16 protein-coding genes are annotated in these 18,667 nt (G+C 63.6%); 7 read left to right on the plus strand and 9 right to left on the minus strand.

Annotation, left to right across the window (positions count from 1 at the left end):
- Positions 1–12: 12 nt before the first annotated feature.
- From Q8L25_RS15935 to Q8L25_RS15975, 9 genes are all read right to left on the minus strand, one after another.
- Positions 13–1,155 carry an ABC transporter permease gene (locus tag Q8L25_RS15935; protein ID WP_308920285.1) on the minus strand — a complete coding sequence of 381 codons (1,143 nt, stop codon included), beginning with the start codon at positions 1,153–1,155 and terminating at the stop codon, positions 13–15.
- Positions 1,152–3,908, minus strand: a complete 2,757-nt coding sequence (gene rbbA, locus Q8L25_RS15940; RefSeq protein ID WP_308920286.1) for a ribosome-associated ATPase/putative transporter RbbA — start codon at positions 3,906–3,908, stop codon at positions 1,152–1,154. The genes Q8L25_RS15935 and rbbA overlap by 4 nt, the downstream gene beginning before the upstream one ends.
- Positions 3,905–4,978 carry an HlyD family efflux transporter periplasmic adaptor subunit gene (locus Q8L25_RS15945; protein WP_308920287.1) on the minus strand — a complete coding sequence of 358 codons (1,074 nt, stop codon included), beginning with the start codon at positions 4,976–4,978 and terminating at the stop codon, positions 3,905–3,907. Before Q8L25_RS15945 ends, rbbA begins: the two co-directional genes overlap by 4 nt.
- The gene (locus Q8L25_RS15950) at positions 4,975–6,390 is read right to left on the minus strand and encodes an efflux transporter outer membrane subunit (RefSeq protein WP_308925736.1); all 1,416 of its coding nucleotides are present in this window, start codon (positions 6,388–6,390) and stop codon (positions 4,975–4,977) included. The genes Q8L25_RS15945 and Q8L25_RS15950 overlap by 4 nt, the downstream gene beginning before the upstream one ends.
- Before the next feature lie 181 nt (positions 6,391–6,571).
- Positions 6,572–7,216: a BON domain-containing protein gene (locus Q8L25_RS15955; protein WP_308920288.1), complete on the minus strand. Its 645-nt coding sequence runs from the start codon at positions 7,214–7,216 to the stop codon at positions 6,572–6,574.
- Positions 7,217–7,386: 170 nt separating this feature from the next.
- Positions 7,387–8,226 carry a universal stress protein gene (locus tag Q8L25_RS15960; RefSeq protein ID WP_308920289.1) on the minus strand — a complete coding sequence of 280 codons (840 nt, stop codon included), beginning with the start codon at positions 8,224–8,226 and terminating at the stop codon, positions 7,387–7,389.
- A 207-nt stretch (positions 8,227–8,433) separates the two neighbouring features.
- Positions 8,434–11,217 carry an EAL domain-containing protein gene (locus tag Q8L25_RS15965; RefSeq protein WP_308920290.1) on the minus strand — a complete coding sequence of 928 codons (2,784 nt, stop codon included), beginning with the start codon at positions 11,215–11,217 and terminating at the stop codon, positions 8,434–8,436.
- A gap of 350 nt (positions 11,218–11,567) precedes the next feature.
- Entirely contained in the window at positions 11,568–12,122 is a 555-nt protein-coding gene (locus tag Q8L25_RS15970) for a flavodoxin (protein ID WP_308920291.1), read from the minus strand.
- 57 nt (positions 12,123–12,179) lie between these two features.
- Positions 12,180–12,857 carry a nitroreductase family protein gene (locus tag Q8L25_RS15975; protein WP_308920292.1) on the minus strand — a complete coding sequence of 226 codons (678 nt, stop codon included), beginning with the start codon at positions 12,855–12,857 and terminating at the stop codon, positions 12,180–12,182.
- 547 nt (positions 12,858–13,404) lie between these two features.
- Here Q8L25_RS15975 and Q8L25_RS15980 point away from each other — a divergent pair.
- From Q8L25_RS15980 to Q8L25_RS16010, 7 genes are all read left to right on the plus strand, one after another.
- Positions 13,405–13,842: a universal stress protein gene (locus tag Q8L25_RS15980; RefSeq protein WP_308920293.1), complete on the plus strand. Its 438-nt coding sequence runs from the start codon at positions 13,405–13,407 to the stop codon at positions 13,840–13,842.
- A gap of 59 nt (positions 13,843–13,901) precedes the next feature.
- Positions 13,902–14,078 (plus strand): hypothetical protein, encoded by a 177-nt coding sequence (locus Q8L25_RS15985; protein ID WP_308920294.1) that lies wholly within the window; start codon positions 13,902–13,904, stop codon positions 14,076–14,078.
- Positions 14,079–14,125: 47 nt separating this feature from the next.
- On the plus strand, positions 14,126–15,724 hold the full coding sequence (locus Q8L25_RS15990; protein ID WP_308920295.1) for an AAA family ATPase: 1,599 nt from the start codon (positions 14,126–14,128) through the stop codon (positions 15,722–15,724).
- Positions 15,725–16,054: 330 nt separating this feature from the next.
- Complete coding sequence (locus tag Q8L25_RS15995) at positions 16,055–16,501, plus strand: Hsp20/alpha crystallin family protein (protein ID WP_308920296.1); 447 nt, start codon at positions 16,055–16,057, stop codon at positions 16,499–16,501.
- 56 nt (positions 16,502–16,557) lie between these two features.
- Entirely contained in the window at positions 16,558–17,565 is a 1,008-nt protein-coding gene (locus Q8L25_RS16000; protein ID WP_374694309.1) for a zinc-dependent alcohol dehydrogenase family protein, read from the plus strand.
- A 248-nt stretch (positions 17,566–17,813) separates the two neighbouring features.
- Positions 17,814–18,143 (plus strand): metalloregulator ArsR/SmtB family transcription factor, encoded by a 330-nt coding sequence (locus Q8L25_RS16005; RefSeq protein WP_308920298.1) that lies wholly within the window; start codon positions 17,814–17,816, stop codon positions 18,141–18,143.
- Positions 18,144–18,157: 14 nt separating this feature from the next.
- On the plus strand, positions 18,158–18,652 hold the full coding sequence (locus Q8L25_RS16010) for an arsenate reductase ArsC (RefSeq protein WP_308920299.1): 495 nt from the start codon (positions 18,158–18,160) through the stop codon (positions 18,650–18,652).
- The last annotated feature ends 15 nt before the right edge of the window (positions 18,653–18,667 follow it).

An 18,667-nucleotide genomic window follows, 5' to 3' on the forward strand; every position in this document is an offset into this window, starting at 1 on the left:
ACATGGCGCCACTTACGCCATGCGCGTGATGGAACTGCGAAAGCGATGCAGGGAGGCGATGAACAGCAGGGCGCCGATCGCCGCCAGGGCGCCCAGTTGGGGCCAGAGGATGTCAATGCCGGCGCCGCGGAACAGGATGGCCTGGCCGGCCGCCACGAAATGCGTGGTCGGCGCCAGCAGCATCAGATACTGTACCGGTACCGGCATGCTTTCGCGCGGCGTGGTTGCGCCCGAGAGCATCTGTAACGGCAGCAGTACCAGCACCAACAGCATGCCGAACTGCGGCATGCTGCGCGCCAGCGTGGCTAAAAAAATCCCCATCGAGCTGGCTGCAAACAGGTGCAGCAGCGTGACCAGCGCGAATAGCAAGACTGAGCCGCGCACGGGAACCTGTAGCGCCCCCTGTACGATGAACACGAGTGCGGCCATCGCCGCAAGTTCCACCACCAGCCCCATTGACCATATCTTGGCCAGCATGATCTCGATCGGTATGACCGGCATCGCCAGCAGGTGATCGATGGTGCCGTGTTCGCGTTCGCGTATCAGCGCGGCGCCGGTCAGGATGATCGACAGCATCGTGACATTGTTGATGAGTTCTGTGAGCGCACCAAACCAGGCGGGCTCCAGATTCGGATTGAATCGCATCCGCAGGGCCAAATCGACCGGCGGCGGGCCGGGTTGCTGATGTCGACGCATGAAATCGCCGACTTCGTCGGCGACGATACGCTGGATGTAGCCATTGCCTGTGAACGCCTGACTCATGCGCGCGGCGTCAATGCTGAGCTGTACTGCTGGCGCCCGCCCTGCCAGCGTGTCGCGCTGGTAGCCAGGTGGAATTGCCAGCACGAAGGTATAGTCGCCATTGTCCAGGCCGGTATCCGCTTGGTCGGTGGTCAGCAGTGCCGGCGTGCGGAAACGAGGTGGATAGAAGCTGGCGGCAATGCGTGCCGATAGCTGCGAGGAGTCCAGGTCGACAATGGCGACCGCCGCATTGTGGAGGCTCTCCGGCGTGGCCGTGGCCGCCACATAGATCGATAGCGAAAAGGTATACGCGATCAGTACCAGCATCGCTGGATCGCGGACCAGGCTCCATAGTTCCTTGATGCCGAGGCGGTAGATGTGCGCCAGGCTGATGGGCAGGGCGGAGCGTATCATTGGCGCTCCTGTTTCTTCAGCAGCGTAACCGAAGCGGCCAGAATCAGCGGCGCCGCTACCAGCAGCGGCCACAGCGAACCGCTCAGATCCGCCATTCCCAGCGCCTTGTTGAATACGCCGCGGCTGATCGTCAGGAAATGGGTGGCGGGATACAGGTGGCCGATCACGCTACCGGCGCCAGTGAGCCCGGACACCGGATTGAGCAGACCGGCGAACTGCACACAGGGAATGATGGTGCCGATCATCGTGACGAACAGGGCGGCGATCTGGCTGCGCGTAAACGTCGACACCAGCAGGCCCATCCCCGTCGAACAGACCACATAAACTAGCGCGCTCAATGTCAGCGTCGCCAGGCTGCCTTTGAGGGGAACGCCAAAGGCCGTTACCGCCAGCAACGTCAGCAGCATGAAGTTAAGCATGCCCAAGCCAATGTAGGGCAGCTGTTTGCCAAGCAGGAACTCTGCCCGGGTCACCGGCGTCACGTAAAGGTTGATGATCGAACCAAGCTCCTTTTCGCGCACCACCGACAGCGCGGCGAGCATCGCCGGTATCATCATCAGCAACAGGGGTATCACTGCCGGAACCATTGCCGGCAGGCTACGCACGTCTGGGTTGTAGCGATAGCGTGTTTCGATCTGGCCGGGGCTGGAGCTACGCACGCCGTGTCGCTGCCGCGCGATACCCGCCAGCCAATCCTGGTGCATCGCCTGCACGTAAGCGGCGGTCGTTTCTGCCCGCATCGGCATCGCGCCATCGACCCACGCGCCAACCGCCACCGGCGCCCGGCGTGCGATGGCGCGCCCGAACCCTGGCGGCAGCTCGATCGCCAATGCCAGTTCACCGCTGCGCATGCGGCGGTCGAGTTGCGCATGGTCGTCGAGCGGCGCCTGTTCGATGAAGTAACGCGATCCCGCCAGGTTCAGTGCGTAATTACGGCTCAGGCCGCTCTCGTCGCGGTCCAGCACGGCGTAGGAAAGATGTTCCACGTCCATGTTGATGCCGTAGCCGATAATGAACATCAGGATTGCCGCTCCCAGCAAGGCCAGCGTCGAGCGCACCGGATCCCGGCGCAGTTCCAGGGTTTCGCGCAGCGAATAGCTGGAGATCCGCCCCAGGCTGCGACGCCAGCGCGACAGGTCGGCTGGCGCGATCGCCGGTGGGGGGAGCATTGCGGGGGCGGCGGAAGGGACGGCAGGCTGGCCGCCCGCTTCGCGCAGATGGGCGATGAAGGCTTGCTCCAGCGTTGCCACGCCACGCGCCGCCACCAGTGCCGCCGGCGTGGCGCTCACCAGGACATGCCCGGCGTGCATCAGCGCGATGCGGTCACAACGCTCGGCTTCGTTCATGAAATGGGTCGAGATGAAGATGGTCACATGCTCGCGGCGCGCCAGCTCGATCAGCAGGCGCCAGAACAGCTCGCGCGCCACGGGGTCGACGCCGGAGGTTGGCTCATCGAGCAGCAGCAGTTCCGGCCCGTGCACCATGGCCACTGCCAGGGACAGGCGCTGACGTAGGCCCAATGGCAATTGCTCCGGCAGCGATTCGAACACGGTGTCGAGCCCGAAGCGCCCCGCCAGTTCCGCCACCCGGCCGGCAATGTCCGTTTCACGCAGGCCGAACAGGCGCGCATGCAATACCAGATTTTGCGCCACGGTCAATTCACCGTACAGGGAAAATGACTGCGACATATAGCCGACGCGACGTCTGGTCGCCATGTCAGCGGCATCGACGGCACGGCCAAACAGCATGGCCGTGCCGCTGCTGGCCGGCAGCAAGCCGGTCAACATTTTCATGGTGGTCGACTTGCCGCAGCCGTTGGAACCGAGAAAGCCGAAGATTTCGCCGCGGCGAATACGGAGATCCACCTGGTCGACGGCGATAAAATCGCCGAAGCGCTTGCTCAGTCCACACGCTTCGATCGCCACGTCGCCGCCATCGTCGCCATCGCCGCGCCCCTGAAACGGTGGTATCGTCAGCGGTCGCTGGTCGCCGCGCCGGTCGGCCGGCAGCAGGGCGATGAAGGCGGCCTCCAGGGTCGTTGTGGCGCAGCGCGCGCGCAGCGCCTGTGGCGTGCCGGTAGCGAGTATCCGGCCGGCATCCATCGCCACCAGCCAGTCGAAGCGCTCGGCCTCCTCCATGTAGGCGGTGGCCACCACCACGCTCATGCCGACGCGTTGGCGCCGCAACACATCGATCAGTTCCCAGAACTGGGCGCGTGAAAGCGGGTCGACTCCGGTGGTCGGCTCATCGAGAATGAGCAGCTCGGGGTCGTGTATCAATGCGCAGCAAAGGCCGAGCTTTTGTTTCATTCCCCCCGACAGTTGTCCGGCTGGCCGTTGCAGGAAGCCCGCCAGCCCGGTCGCTTGCGTCACCTGGTCGATACGCCGGCGCCGGCTGGCCGCATCCTGCCCGAACAGGCGCCCGAAGAACTGCAGATTTTCTTCCACCGACAGGGTTGGGTAGAGATTGCGCCCGAGACCCTGTGGCATATAGGCGATGCGCGGGCAGACCAGGGCGCGATGGCGCGGGTCAAGCAGGTCGCCGCCCAGCACGAACAGACTGCCGTGCTGCATAGCGCGTGCGCCAGCGAGCAGCGACAGCAGGCTGGATTTCCCGACCCCGTCCGGTCCGATCAAGCCGACCATGCGCCCGGCCGGCAATGCCAGGTCTATGCCTGCCAGTGCGGCGACCTTGCCGTAAGCGAGGCGCACCTGGCCCAGCCGGGCCACATCGTCCTGGTGTGCCGCGCTCATTGCGGCACCCGCACCGTCAGCGCGGCCGGCCAGGGTGTGCGAGGGTCAAGCCGTACCCAGGCCACGCCGGGCAGCCCTGTCTTGACCAACTGGCGGTGCTTGCGCAAGAGGGAAGGATCGATCTGTGCCTTGACGCGAAACATCAATTTTTGCCGCTCGCTGGCCGTTTCGACCGTCTTGGGCGTAAATTGTGCATTGCTGGCGACGAACGATACCTGTGCCGGGATGACGAATTGAGGCGCGGCATCCAGTACCAGCCTTACCGGCGCGCCCAACGGCAGCTTGCCGGCGGCCTGCTCGGGGACGAAGAAGGTCATGTAGACGTCGTCCAGGTCGACCAGGTTGAGGACTTTGTCGCCGCCACCGAGTACTTCGCCAGGTTGGGCGATGAGGTACTGGATACGTCCGGCGCGGGGCGCCAGCAGCGCACTGTCGGCGATGTCGACCTCAATGCGGGCGATGGTGGCCTGCGTGGCCGCCACCGAGGCGCGCGCGCCGCTGGCCTGGGTGCGGGCGGCGTCGATGGCGCTGCGTGCGGCGGCCGCCTGCGCTCGTGCCGCCGCGATCGCCGCATGGATACCGCGCACCCGGCCGCGGTCATCATCGAGCTCCTGTTCGGACGAAGCGCCTTCGCGCGCCAGCAGTTCGGAGCGGTTCAGGCGCCGCTGCGCGGCATCGAGTTCGGCCTCGCGTTGCGCCACCAACGCCAGCACTGCCTGGTAATCGCTTTGCCGTACGGCCACCATGGCCTCGGCGCTGGCAACGACAGAGATCGCTTGTTGCCGCATCGCCAGCGCCTCGTCGCGCTGGGCCTGCAGGGATAGGTCCTGCATGTGGCCGAGTAGCTGGCCGGCGATGACAAAGTCGCCGTCGTTGACCACCAGCTCGACCAGGCGTCCGGGCAATTTGGCCGCCACGTCGATTTCCGTGGCTTCGATACGACCATTGCCACTGATAAATTGTGGACCCCACCCCGCACGGTTCAGGCTTTGCCACGCATACAAGCCTGCGGCAAGAAGCATGACGCCGATGATGCCGGCCATCAGGTGCCTGGAAATCGGAGCGGTCATGAGCGCGGAGTGAGCATGGCGCTGTCCGGCAAGTGCTGCGCGCCACTGCCGGCACCCATCGGGTCGCCGCCCAGCGCCGTGTAGAGCGCGACCCCGGCGCTGAGCAGGGCCCGCTGCAGTTGCAGCACCAGTTGCTCGGCACCAAGAAGGTCGCGCTGGGCGTCGAGCACGTCCAGAAAGGGGGTGGCGCCGCTGTCGTAACGCATCTGCGCAAGGCGTGCCCTGTCGTGCTGCACTTCCAGCGTGCGCTCGGCGATCGCGATTTGCGCGTTCAGCCAGGTGTGTGCGGACAGCGCGTCGGCCACCTCGCGAAAAGCGGCTTGAACGGTCTTTTCGTAATTGGCCACCGCGCTGTCGCGGCGGGCTTGCGCCACGCCGAGGTTCAGCCGCCGTCGACCGCCGTCAAACAGCTGAAGCGTCATGCCAGGTAAGAAGGTCCAGACACGGCTGGCGCCTGCGAACAAGCTGTCGAGTTGGCTACTGGCCGTGCCGTAGGAGCCGGTCAGGGTGATTTTGGGGAAGAGCGCGGCACGCGCCGCGCCAACGTCGGCATGCGCGGCCTTCAGCTCATGTTCGGCGGCAAGCAAATCGGCGCGCCGCTCCAGCAGGGTTGAAGGCAGGCCCGCCTCGAGCGCGGGCAGCCGCTCGAGGCGGGCGTCCGGCAAGCCGGCCGGCAGCGATACGGGGACGCCGACCAGCGCCTGTAGCGCATGCCGCTTGAAATCGCGCTCCTGTTCGAGTTGGGCCACCAGCGCCCGGGCCTGCAGCAGGAGCGTTTCCACCTGCGCCAGATTAAAGCGCGAGGTCGCCCCGAGCGCTGTCCGGTGTGTCAGGATGCGGTAGCTTTCCTGGCGTGTGGCCAGCGTGCGTTGTGCAAGTGCAATACGCTGGTCCATTTCACGCAGGGCGAAATAGGCTTCGGCGACCTGCGCGATCAGACCGACGGTGACCGCGCGGCGTGCCGCGTCGGTGGCAAGATACGCTTCCAGCGCCGCGTCGCCCGCGCTGCGCAGCCGGCCCCAGAAATCGAGTTCCCAGGTTCCCAGGTCGATGCTTGCCTGGTCTTGCCGGCCTATCATTCCCTTGCCTGTCGCGCTCAGGTCGGCTGGTACCCGCTGGCGCTGCCTGGACCACTGCGCCGCCAGCGATGGCAAGCGCGTCGCCTGCGCGATGCCGTAGGCGGCACGCGCCTGCTCGACGCGTAGCGCGGCGATGCGCAAGTCGCGATTATTGTCGAGCGCCAGCGCGATCGTCTCCTGCAGCGGCTCAGCGGAAAAATAGCCGCGCCAGGATGGCAGCGCCGCGTCGGCCGGCAATGCGGGCGCCGTGGCGGTCAAGGGATAGCGTGTGGCCACCGGCAGCGCTGGCCGAACGTAGAAGGGCGCCAATGTGGTACAACCGCACAACAGCATCGCTGCGCACGCCTTTACTGCCGCGAACACCGGCTTGCTGGCGGGCCGCACCGGACTTTCCACATGCTTGCATTGCGCGGTAGCGCTTCGACATGGGCTATTCACATGGAATTTGAGCATCGTGCAACTCCTGATGGTGCGGCATCGGCAATCAGACCCGGGCTTCCCGGCGGGGCGGGCTTCAACTGCTGACTTCCAGCTGGTTCCTGACCGCCGCAATGCCAGGCGCCATCCAGGCTGCGCGTTCGACCTCGTCGCGCTCTTTCCAGGAGCGTACTTTGCCACTCAGGGTCACTGTGTCGCCATCGGCCTCGACCTTGATGCCACTCGCTTCAATCAAGGCGCTACGCCGCAACGCCGCCTGAATCTGGGCTTTCACATCGGCAGGCAAGGCCTTGTGAGCAATCCGGATGTCACTGTCGATGCTGCGAATACCCTGCACGTGGCGCAACGCGCGTACGGCATGCTCGCGCTGATAGTTCCATTCGACCGTGCCTGCCAACAAGACATGACCTTGATCCACCGTCACCTTGATGGATGCCGACGACACCGGTAACTGCAGTGCAATGGCGGCAATCGCATCGCGCAGAATCTCCGAATCCGGACGCGAGGGCGGGTGCACTTCGAGATCGTTGGCCACGCCCTGGACGCCAGCGACGCGCTGGGCATCGCGCTCCGCCGCCAGCTTGTGGCCATAGGCCCGCACATAGCCGGACAGTGTGACGGTCTGTTGCTTGACCGAAACTGCGATATGACTGGCGTCAATCCGCACGTCCCACTTCAGCTCTTGCTCGACGCGTGCCGTGATCTCCTGGTCGGCGTTCATGATGTGTCCCTATGGCAATTAGAAAGCGCCTGAGCGGCTTGGTGATGGCTGCTGCTGGTTGCTCGTTGCCCGTGCCAGTAGTGATACTGCCAGGCGCAACCAGAGGGGCCGGTACCGGCAAGTGCATCAGCGCGAGAGCGTGATCGCTTGTCGAAAGGCTGCGTTGGCGTTCAATGCATCACCAATACAGGCAGCGTGGAATGGCTCAGCAAATGGCGGGTGGTGCCGCCGAGTACCCATTCCTGAAATCGACTGTGTCCAAATGCCCCGGCCACGATCAGATCGGCGCCGTTCTCTTGCGCGATGCCACACAAAGCCGCACCGGATTCTTCGCTCGTCTCGTGGCATAACACTTCCGCCTTGGCACCGTGGCGTGCCAGGTATGTCGAGAGATCTGCCCCTGGTTCCTCGCCATGCCGTCCGGGATGCTGTCGCGGATTGACGATGACGATCTGCACGCGCCGCGCACGCAGCAACAGCGGTAAGGCGCCGATCACCGCGCGGCTGGCCTCGGCACTGGCGTTCCAGGCGATCATGACCGATTCAATGGAGCGGGCCATGGCGATTTCTCGTTCGGGAATGACGAGCAAAGGACGGGCAATATGGAGTGCGAGATAGGAAGGCAGCCGGGTTGACCAGATGAGTGACCGGTCACTCAGGTCGCTTTGACCGACAATTACTAAATCACAATACAAGGATTGCAGTATCAGTGCATCGACCGCGCTGCTATCCTGAAAACGCGTTTCATGTGACGCCACGCCGAGTTGCCGGCATCGGTCATCGAAACGGGCCAGCTGTTCCTGTGCCGCCTTGCGCAGCGGTTCGTAATCCATCGCCGGCGGCGGGGCCAGCGTCATCGCGCCAAAGACGATATAGTCGAGTTGCGGGCCGCCGCTGGCGACCGTTCCAATCAGATGTGATTCATCTTCGCGGGCAAGCGCGGCGGCCACTTGCAGGCGCCGCTCAAAACCGGAAAACTGGTCCGCATATATCAGTATCGTCTTGTACATGGTCGGCTCCGGAGTGAGTCTGGATCATTGATGGCGTTCGGCCTTTTGGTGAACCCCACAGATCGTGCTCGGGCTGACGGGGGCCGCCAGGATGGCGGGCGCGGGCTACGGCTTCTTTCTGCACTGAAGGTCCGCCCGATCGACACCCGCCATATTCATTTGACAGCGTGAAATCCGAATTCCTTCCGTCTTTCAGATTGATCCGGATCAGGCATGCGATTGACGGCCGGCCAGCGCACGGAATTCCCGCGCGCACAGTGGCTGGCTGAACAGGAAGCCCTGGAAAGCATTGCATTGATTCGCCACCAGGAAAGCCTGTTGCTCGGCCGTTTCCACGCCTTCGGCGATGACCGTCAGGCCAAGCGTGTGTCCCAGCACGATCATCACGCGTGCGATGGCGGCATCATTGGGATCGGTCAGCAGATCATGGCAGAAGCTGCGGTCGATTTTCAGCTGATCCAGCGGCAGCCGCTTGAGAGAGGCAAGCGAAGAATACCCTGTGCCGAAGTCATCCAGTGCCAGGCCAACCCCGGCGCGTTTGAGCGTGCTCATTTTTTCGGCGATGCTGGTGAAGTCGTCAAGCATCAAGCTTTCTGTCAGTTCCAGTTTCAGCCGCTGTGGTTCGGCGCCCGCGGCGCGCACGGCATCGTTGACCTGGGACACGAAGCCGGCTTGCTTGAACTGTTGCGGACTGACGTTGATTGCCAGCGTCAGATGCCGCATGACTGGCTCGCTCGCCCAGGTCGCCAGCTGCGCGCAGGCGCTCTTGAGCACCCACTGCCCCAAGCGCAGGATCAGGTCGCTGCTCTCCGCCAGTTCGATGAACTGGTCGGGCAGCACCAGGCCTTTGCGCGGATGGTGCCAGCGCAGCAGGGCTTCGGCGCCAATCAGCTGGCCAGTCGCATTGACCTGGGCCTGGTAGTAGAGTTCGAACTGTTCCTGCTCTAACGCCTGTTGCAGGTCGTGCTCCATTTCGGCTCGTGCGTTGGCCGCTTGCTGCATCCGCGGTTCGAAGAAGCGGAAGGTGTTGCGCCCCGCGGCCTTGGCCTGATACATGGCCAGATCGGCATGCCGCAATACCTCGTCGGTTGTCAGGCGGTGGTCGGAGATCAGTGTCACGCCGACGCTCGACGTGCACAGGTACTGGCGATCGGCGAGCGTGTAGGGACGATTCAGTTCCGCCAGAATATGTTCGGCGATATCCTGTGCCTTGTGGCTTGCTTCGGCCTCCTGGTGGCTCAAGCCTTCGAGCATGATGACAAATTCGTCTCCGCCCAGACGGGCGACCGTGTCGACGCTGCGCAGGCAGGCTGGCAGGCGTCGCGCCACTTCGCGCAGCAGCACGTCGCCCTGGTCGTGGCCCAGCGTGTCATTGAGCATTTTGAAGTTGTCGAGGTCAATGAACATGAGGGCGCCAATCAGATTGCTGCGGCCTGACTTGTCGATGGCGTGGCGCAAACGGTCGACCAGCAGCCGCCGGTTCGGCAGTCTGGTCAGCGGGTCGTAAAAAGCGAGTTGGCGAATTTCCTCTTCGGCCTGCTTGCGGCTGCTGATGTCGCTTTGCGTGCAGACATAGTGGCGAATGATGCCTTGCTGATCGCGGATGGCGCTGATGATGGTCCAGGTAGGATAGACTTCGCCATTCTTGCGGCGGTCCCAGCACTCGCCCTGCCAGGTGCCTTGCCGCGTGATGCTGTCCCACATGGCGGCATAGAAAGCGTCGTCGTGGCGGCCTGATCTCAGCATGTGCGGCGTGTGCCCGAGGATGTCCTGCTCGGTATAGCCGGTGCTGGCCGTGAAAGCGGAATTGATGCGCAGCACGGTCTGCCTGGCATCCGTGATCATCATCGGTTCGTGTGACTCGAACGCGACCGCGGCAATGCGCAGTTGCTCGGCGGCCCGGAGTGTTTCCGTGATGTCGAGCGAGATGGCCAACAGATGCGTTGGCTTGCCTGTATGGTCAAGCAGAACCATTTTTCTGGTATGCAGGAAGCGTGTCGTTCCTTGGGGGGCGCAAAATGTTTCTTGCGCGATATCCACGATCTCGCGTGAATCAATGACCTTGCGGTCGGCGGCCATGCGCGCCTGGGCCTCCGCGCCCGGGTACAGGTCCTGGTCGGTACGGTGGATGATGTCCGCCGACGATTTCCCAAACAGCACCTCCGCGGCCTGGTTGAAGAATTCGTAGCGCAGGTTGTCGGCACGCTTGACGACGATAATTGCCGGCATCTGCTCCATGATCAGCGAGACCAGATGGCGTGATTGCCGCAGGTCTTGGGTGCGCTCATGTACCTCGTGCTCCAGTTCGATGTTGCTGCGCCGGATCGCGGCTTCGGCGTCGAGCCGCACCGCGTCGTCTCGCCGCAGGCGTGCCGCCGCGTCGATCAAGGCATCGGCGACCTGTTGCGTTGCAGGCAGTCGCATACGCCGTGCGGGTAGCTTGCCGTCTGTGCCGAGCGCGCTCGCGAGCGTCAGGAGTTGTTCCATGTCTCGCCTGATCAGCCGGCTGGATCGCCTTGCCAGCAGCAAACCAGTCGCCAGCATGATGGCGCCCAATCCGATACCGCAAGCCAGCCAGCGCCACAGCGCGCCGTCACCACTGCTGTCCGGTGCCCGGTTGGCAGCCGTCTGCCGGCGATCCGGCGGCCGTGGCATCGTACTCAGGTCGGGCAGGCCTTGCCGCGCGTACCAGCTGCGCCGCCGCCATTCGAGCGCAGCCTGGGCAGCGATGTGGCAGTGTGGCAGGCGGCGGCGCGCCGCGATGCCGCCGCCGACGGTCCCGGCGTCAATCCGGGCTCGCGGCGTGTGCCACAAGGCGGGAACACGCCGCGACGAAGGCTGACCGCCATATTCGGAGAGTGGCGCGCCATGGGCGACGCAGGGCGCGCGCGCTTGCCGCGGCGCAGGCGGGATGTGCGCGGCCGGCAGCGTCAAGATCAGCGCGGCGGCGATGAGCAGCGCGAGATGGCGAATGGTGTGCGGTTCGTGCATGGCGTTCGTGCTGCGTGGGCGGCTCGCTGCTGTACGCGTTGAGACTCGATGAAGCGCTCAGCTGCGGTGCGCCTGTCCTCATGCCGGTATTCAGGCACGCGGCGGGCGGCGGGCGGTTGATGCGCATCACTCAATCTGCGTTGTCCGCAAGAAAACGCCGCATCCGGGTCACTTTTTATACCCATGGCAAGGGCTCGCGGTCCGACGCGTCACCTGACAGTCAGGTAAAAAGAAGCGGTGCGGCTGCCTGCCCGGCAAGTCCTGGACCTGTTGCGCGAGGCGCCGGGCCGGCAAGAGCGAGTCGGGATACTGTTTGCCGGCATGGGCCTTCGTGCTGCACTGGATGGGCATCAAAACCCGCCGCTGGCGGCTGGTGATGTGTTGCGAGGCGCGTTGCGTGGCGAGATCGGCGATGATGGCGTCGCCTCGTCGAGCCGGCCCAGTTCCGCACTGAAGCGCGTGATGCGCTCCAGGTAGCATCCGGTGCGGATTTCCCGTTCTCGCAAGCACAGCCTGGCGAACGGTTCACGATGGCACAGGATCGCCATGTCATGCATGGCCTTGTCGCCGCTCCTGCCGCCCATGGTGCAAAATACCGCGACGCGATGAAAATGGTGCTGTTGCTGCAGGATATAGCTGCGCATCGGCGCGCTTGCACGGCCTGCCCAGACCGGCGTTCCCAGCACGATGAACGGATAATCGGCCGGATTGTGCCGGACTGGCGCGATGGGCGCCGCAACGTCATGGACCGCATCCCACAGGGCGCGCAGGAAACCGAAGGCATTGCGATAGGTGTGCTGCGGCCGCAACGCTTCGACATCCGCACCGCTTGCCCTGGCCAGGGCAAGGGCGGCTGCTTCGGTCACGCCGGTGCGCGAGTAGTAGACGATCAGGCAGCTCTTCATTTCATTCTCCTTTGCCCCCGGCGCCGGGGCACATGCGGGACGCCGGCATGGCCCGCTTCATCGGCATGCCGCGTCGTTCGTGCGCCCGTCGGCGCCCGGCGCGATCGGGGCCGCATGGCCGGGGAAACCCACCGATTGTGCCAGCATCACGCGCTGGTTTGCCCGCAGGCCGAGCACGTGCGCCAGCACGGGGCGGTCCACCCAGGCGCGCGCGACAGTGGCGAGGCCCTGGGCGGCGCAGAACAGGTACACATTCTGGCTGATATAGCCGGTATCGAGCGCCGCATACAGCTTCTGCTCCCAGCGCGGTGCGTGATCCATTTTGGCCAGGTCGGCGACATACACCAGGTTGACCGGGACACCGGCGACGAAATCCTGCCAGCCGGTCGCCGCGCGCACATCGCGCTGGTCCAGCTGGCGCAGCGCGCCGGCGGCGGCCTCGAACAGGAACAGACCGTCTTGCTGGGCCACATAAATATCGATCTCCTGCCAGTTCTTCGCCGAGGGCGCGGTACGCTGTCCGGTGGCCGGACGGTTCACGCCGCATGCCGCCCACAGCAGTTGCGCCAGCACCGGCAACGGCACGCTGCGCGCCGAAAACTGGCGCTCGCTGCGCCGCTGTTCGAGTACCTGAAGCAAGGAGCGGCTCAGAGGAGTCAAGGCGGCTTGGCCGCCATCGAGTGGCAAATTGTGCAGCAGCGGATCGGTGGTCAGCAAGGTGCTCTCGGTAGGCATGGCGGACTCCTGCAGATAGGTTCGGACATGAGTGGCGGTTTCGGAACCCGCCATATTTCAGGTCAAGGAATTGATCCGGATGGCAGTTCGACCTTCCGACAGGCGAAAGAGTTCGCGCCGCAGTGACGCTTTCATGCCGCACTTTCGGCGTGGCCTGAATCGGCGTCCCGGCCGACTTTCATTTTTCCGGGATTTGTCGCACATCAAGGCAGATGGGGGCTGCCGTCGTAGTATGTTCTTCTGCGTGGAGCATCATTACGGCATCACGACAGACCGCAAGCACAGGAGGATGTCTGCATATCCGGCACGGCATCAAGGCCTGGCTTTTTGCCGGGTTGATCAGCGCGTTCGCCGGTGGCGCCATCGCCCATTCCGATGCTTTGTGGCCCCAGGACATCGCCGACGGGACGGTCAACAATCCACAGGCCGAGTCTTTGCAGCAGGCACTGGGCGATGTGTCCACTGTCACCAGGCAGGGTCCGCCTGGTCGGCCTTGAACCGCATGGTGTCGTGCTTCCGCCTCATCTTGCCTTGAAGGGAGGGTGTCATGTTTCGACATATTTTATTTCCCACCGATGGAGAAGCGCCGTCCCGCGCGGCCCTGGCGCAGTGCGTGGCATTTGCCAAAGCGTGCGGTGCGCGCTTGACCGGATTGCATGTGGTGCCGCCTTTCCACGTGCTCACCACCAACGCGGCCATGCTGCGTGATACGCCCGAGACTTACGCCGCACATAGCCAGGCGCATGCCAGGGCTTGCCTGGAGCAGGTGGCCGAGTCGGCGCGCGAGCAGGGCGTCGTCTATGAAACCTTGATTGTGGAACACGAGGCGCCTCATGAAGCGATCATTGATGCCGCGCGTAGCCACCATTGCGATCTGATCGCCATGGCATCACACGGGCGCCGCGGCATGCGGGCATTGCTCATCGGCAGCGAGACGCAGAAGGTGTTGACGCACAGTAAGTTACCCGTGCTGGTCTATCGTTGACGCCTATTTCCTGCCTTCCTGAAAGGTGGATAGTGGACAGATTGCCTGAGGAGCAGCGCATGCTGACCCTGGTACCGTCCGGGCAAGCGATGATGGCTGCATTGGCATGTCGCCTGCATGTCGACGCGTCCGGCCGCCAGCGTGTGCCGTTCATCGCGGCGGCATCGAAGGAGGGGGCGATGGGCAGCTTCTGCAAGACGGGTCGCGCGGAACTCATCGCTTCAGGTGCTCTGTGACGTCGGCCGGACAGCAGGACTGCGACGCTGTGCCACAGGCGCGGCTTGTGCGTCGCCTCGCACGCTGCCTGGATACGGCCGATGCGCGCACACAGCTGATCGAGACCGATATTTCCTGGGTATTGTTGGCTGGCGGCTTGGCCTATAAATTCAAAAAAGCAATTCGCCGCGATGTGCTGGACTACGGCAGCCTGGCGGCGAGACGCTTTGCCTGTGAAGAGGAGTTGCGCCTTAACCGTCGTCTCGCGCCGGAACTGTATCTGGGCTTGTCTACCGCCACCGGCAGCCAGGCCTGTCCCTCCATGGATGGGGTCGGCCCGGCGCTTGACGTGGCCGTTCGCATGCGCCGCTTTCCGCAGTCCGCGTTATGGCAGGCACGGCTTGATGCCGGACAACTTGGCACGTTGGAGGTCAAGGAACTCGCGGCGCTGCTGGCGGATTTTCACGTCCGCGCGCCGCGTGCCACGCGTGCGCTGCCTTGGGGTAGCGGCAGGCTGATTCGAGCCCGCACGATGCAGGACCTTGATGGGATTGTTGCCTTGGCAAGCAGTTCGCGCCAGCAGGGCATGCTCGCTGACATCGCAAGCTGGATCGGCGCCCAACACCATGGCTTGAAGCGGATTTTTGCGCGGCGCAAGGAGGACGGCTGGGTGCGTGAGTGCCACGGAGATTTGCATCTCGCAAATATCCTGACACTCGATGGCCTGGTGCGTGTGTTCGACGGCATCGAATTCAGTCCGGGCCTGCGCTGGATTGACGTGGCCCAGGATCTGGCTTTTATCTGGATGGATTTGCAATGTCACGGGCAGCCTCGGTTGGCTGCGCGCTTGCTCAATGATTACCTGGAACGCAGCGGCGACTACGGCAGCCTGGCGGTGCTGCCTTACTACCGGGTGCAACGGGCGCTGGTACGCTGCAAGGTGGCCCTGCAGCGTACCCTGCCCGGTACGCCAGGGCGCATTGCGGCCCTGAAGCAGGCGGCACGTTATCTGGCATTCGCGCATGCCCACACCGTGCCTGGCGCGGCATCGCTGATCATTGCGCACGGCCTGTCCGGCAGCGGCAAGTCCTGGTTGTGCGATGCGCTGGTCGAGCCGCTCGAGGCGGTGCGTTTGCGTTCCGATGTCGAGCGCAAACGGTTGTATGCCGGGGCGGTCATGCCGGCAACAGGATGGTATGACAGCATCCGCAACGCCGCCACGTATCGCCGGCTGGCACGGCTGGCGCGCACCGCCTTGCTGGCGGGTTTTACGGTTTTGGTCGATGCGGCCTTTCTGGAGCGCGATAAACGCCTGGTATTTTGCCGTCTCGCGCAACGCTGCCACGTCGCGTTCCTGCTGCTGCATGTCAGTGCGCCACTTGCCTTGCTGCAATCGCGCCTGGCCGAGCGCGCGGCGTCCGGCCACGATCCCTCCGACGCGGACCATGCAGTGCTGGCCGGCCAGATGGCGCGCTTCGGGCCGCAGGGGTTGCTGGCTGAGGAACTGGGCAATGCTGTCGTCGTTCTCAATGATGCCGGATTTGGCAGCGTAGCGGTGGCCGGGTTGGCGTGTCGCTTGCGTCGCACCTTGCGCAGGAACGCCGCGCCAGTGCGCGACGAACATGGCGTGATGGGTTCGGATGACGGCCTGCCACCGGTCGATTAGCGCGCCCGCATGTCCGCGCCAGCGGCGCGAGCCGGGTCGCCACTCATGCACCTGTCCGCTGGCTTGCCTTGGCTGTTGCAGTCATGCAGTTGGACATCTTGATCGAGATCATGCCAGGTACGGCTAGTGGGTGAGGCGGCATCACCGGGCGCAGCTGGAAGGTGACTTGTCCGGCAGTTTTTGAGCGTCGCAGGGCAGCCAATTTGATGTGCGTCAGATGTCGTTGGGCGGCGCCTTATAAGCTGGATGGGCTGTCTGTTGGAGATGGTCCTGATCTGGCAAGCTTATCGAGGGCATCCGGCAGGCGCGTTCCACTCAAGGAGAATTGCCATGGTCAACAGTTTGATGCCTTTTAGTTCGTTGCGTGATATTGCGCGTTTTGATCCATTCCGGGAAATGGATGATTTTTTTCAAGATTATGCGGCATTCCCGCGTTTGCGCATGGGTGACGCCGCGCAACGCATCCGCGTGGACATGTCGGAAAACGAGCAGGCGTATATGCTCCGGGCCGAGCTGCCCGGAGTCCAGAAGGAGGATATCAAGGTCGCGATCGACGGTAATCAGGTATCCATCACCGCCGAGGTGAAGAAGGAAGAGCAGCACGAGAACGGCAATATGGTCCGCAGTGAACGCTATTATGGTCAGCAGTATCGCAGCTTCAGCCTGCCGCAAGAGGTGGACGAGAGCAAGGCCGAGGCCAAATGCCATGACGGCATCCTGGAATTGACGTTACCAAAAAAACCTGGCGGCGGTGGCAGGACCCTGCAAATTCAGTAGCGTCACCAGGTGGTATCTGACACTGAATCAACCTCGCTGAGGTGATGCCGATGACGTTGACGGGCAGCATGCTGGCGATGCAATGGCCGGGGGCGGGGCGGGACCTGCAGGCGGTAAGCCTTCCGATTCCCGCCTGTGGCGCGCATGAGGTCCTGCTGCGGGTGCTGGCTTGCGGCATATGCCGCACGGATCTGCATATCGTCGATGCGGAGTTGGCGCCGCACCGCGTGCCGCTGATACCGGGGCATGAAATCGTCGGAGAACTGGTGCATGCCGGCAGCCATGTGAACCGCTTCAAGGTAGGCGAGCGACTGGGCGTGCCATGGTTGGGGGGCACATGCGGGCGTTGCCGTTATTGCCGCGCTTCGCGCGAGAATCTGTGTGACCGGCCTTTCTTTACTGGCTACGACCGCGATGGCGGCTACGCGCAGTATGCGCTTGCCGATGCGCGCTACTGTTTCGCGATCCCGCCGCGGTATGACGATGCGCATGCGGCGCCACTGCTGTGCGCCGGCCTGATTGGCTATCGCGCCTACCTGATGGCCGGTGATGGCAGGCGGCTCGGCTTGTATGGTTTCGGTGCCGCAGCCCATTTGCTGGCGCAGGTGGCGCTGGCGCAGGGACGCGAGGTCTATGCCTTTACACGGCCTGGCGACTCGCGCACGCAGCGTTTCGCACAATCGCTGGGCGTCACTTGGGCCGGTGACAGTGACGCCGCCGCACCTGTGCCGCTCGATGCCGCCATCATTTTTGCGCCGCTCGGTACGCTGGTGCCAACCGCGCTCGCTGCGTGCGTCAAAGGCGGTACGGTCGTCTGTGCCGGTATCCACATGTCGGCCATTCCCTCGTTTCCCTATGCGCTGTTATGGCAAGAGCGCTGTCTGCGCTCGGTGGCAAACCTCTGCCGTGCCGATGGAGAGGCTTTCCTTGCGCTGGCCGCCAGCTTGCCGCTGCAGACCACGGTAAGCACATTTCCCCTGCGGGAGGCAAACCGGGCCCTGGCGATGTTACGCGGCGGTGGCCTGGACGGCGCCGCCGTGCTGTTACCGGAATGGCAATCGTGAAGGTCTGCCTGATCCTTGCGCTTCCAGACCGGCGTCCGGGCTGTCTGGCGCATCAGGCGGCGTACTTTGTAGCACCGCGTGTGCCAGCCTCAAGAATGGTCGAGTTGAATCATTGAGTTCCGTTGCATGGAAGCCTGTTTTCACCTCCCTCACACTGCGCAAGCCGTAAAATAATTCGATAATATTTGAAGTATTGAATTTTTCGCGCTATGATAATTCAATATTTTTTGAATTATGAAAGAGTTCCCATGGATAGCAAAGAGGTTTTAGCCGCGCTCTCGGCCATTGCGCAGGAAAGCCGGCTGGGCATTTTTCGGCTGTTGGTACAGGTCGTGCCCGATGGAATGGCCGCCACCAAGATCGCCGAGCAGCTCGATATCGCACCATCATCGCTGTCGTTTCACTTGAAGGAACTGACGCACGCCAAGCTGATCACCTCGCGCAGCGAAGGCCGTTTCGTCATCTATTCGGCCGATATCGCGGTCATGAACGGCGTGATCGGCTATCTGACCGAAAACTGTTGCGGTGGTGTTCCTTGCGGCGCAGGCAGCTGCGACACCCAGCAATCGCCTGCCTGAACCGGAGAACTCCCATGCAAGACAAAGTCTGTAACGTGCTGTTCCTCTGCACCGGCAATTCGTGCCGCTCCATCCTCTCCGAAGCCACCTTCAACCATCTGGCGCCGGTCGGCTTCAAAGCGATCAGCGCCGGCAGCCAGCCGGCCGGCCAACTGCATCCACGTGCCGTCGCGCTGCTGCAGAGCAAGGGGATTGCCACCGAGGGCTACTACAGCAAGTCGTGGGACGATCTGCCGGTGACGCCGGACATTGTCGTCACCGTCTGCGCCAGCGCCGCCGGCGAAGCTTGCCCGGCTTACCTGGGCCCGGTGTTGCGCACGCACTGGGGCGTCGACGATCCCGGTCATGTGGTGGGCAGCGAGGAGGAGATCCTTGCCGCGTTCGAACAGACCTACCGCATCATCCGCGGGCGCATTGACGCCTTCCTGGCCTTGCCGCTGGCCGAGCTGGTCAACGACAGGCCCGGATTGAAAGCCGAACTCGACAAAATAGGTACCATCCTGGCCTGAGCCGGACATCACGCT

The sequence above is a fragment of the Janthinobacterium sp. J1-1 genome (assembly GCF_030944405.1).
In the GTDB taxonomy this organism is placed as follows: Bacteria; Pseudomonadota; Gammaproteobacteria; order Burkholderiales; family Burkholderiaceae_D; genus Janthinobacterium.

What these genes read in the sequence shown, in the direction of transcription:
- Q8L25_RS15955 (WP_308920288.1), bottom strand. Translation starts at nt 7,216, where the DNA reads ATGAACGCCGACCAGGAGATCACGGCACGCGTCGAGCAAGAGCTGAAG.
- Q8L25_RS15980 (WP_308920293.1), top strand. Translation starts at nt 13,405, where the DNA reads ATGTTTCGACATATTTTATTTCCCACCGATGGAGAAGCGCCGTCCCGC.
- Q8L25_RS15950 (WP_308925736.1), bottom strand. Translation starts at nt 6,390, where the DNA reads ATGCTGTTGTGCGGTTGTACCACATTGGCGCCCTTCTACGTTCGGCCA.
- rbbA (WP_308920286.1), bottom strand. Translation starts at nt 3,908, where the DNA reads ATGAGCGCGGCACACCAGGACGATGTGGCCCGGCTGGGCCAGGTGCGC.
- Q8L25_RS15960 (WP_308920289.1), bottom strand. Translation starts at nt 8,226, where the DNA reads ATGTACAAGACGATACTGATATATGCGGACCAGTTTTCCGGTTTTGAG.
- Q8L25_RS16010 (WP_308920299.1), top strand. Translation starts at nt 18,158, where the DNA reads ATGCAAGACAAAGTCTGTAACGTGCTGTTCCTCTGCACCGGCAATTCG.
- Q8L25_RS15985 (WP_308920294.1), top strand. Translation starts at nt 13,902, where the DNA reads ATGCTGACCCTGGTACCGTCCGGGCAAGCGATGATGGCTGCATTGGCA.
- Q8L25_RS15975 (WP_308920292.1), bottom strand. Translation starts at nt 12,857, where the DNA reads ATGCCTACCGAGAGCACCTTGCTGACCACCGATCCGCTGCTGCACAAT.
- Q8L25_RS16005 (WP_308920298.1), top strand. Translation starts at nt 17,814, where the DNA reads ATGGATAGCAAAGAGGTTTTAGCCGCGCTCTCGGCCATTGCGCAGGAA.
- Q8L25_RS15945 (WP_308920287.1), bottom strand. Translation starts at nt 4,978, where the DNA reads ATGACCGCTCCGATTTCCAGGCACCTGATGGCCGGCATCATCGGCGTC.
- Q8L25_RS15970 (WP_308920291.1), bottom strand. Translation starts at nt 12,122, where the DNA reads ATGAAGAGCTGCCTGATCGTCTACTACTCGCGCACCGGCGTGACCGAA.
- Q8L25_RS15995 (WP_308920296.1), top strand. Translation starts at nt 16,055, where the DNA reads ATGGTCAACAGTTTGATGCCTTTTAGTTCGTTGCGTGATATTGCGCGT.
- Q8L25_RS15965 (WP_308920290.1), bottom strand. Translation starts at nt 11,217, where the DNA reads ATGCACGAACCGCACACCATTCGCCATCTCGCGCTGCTCATCGCCGCC.
- Q8L25_RS15935 (WP_308920285.1), bottom strand. Translation starts at nt 1,155, where the DNA reads ATGATACGCTCCGCCCTGCCCATCAGCCTGGCGCACATCTACCGCCTC.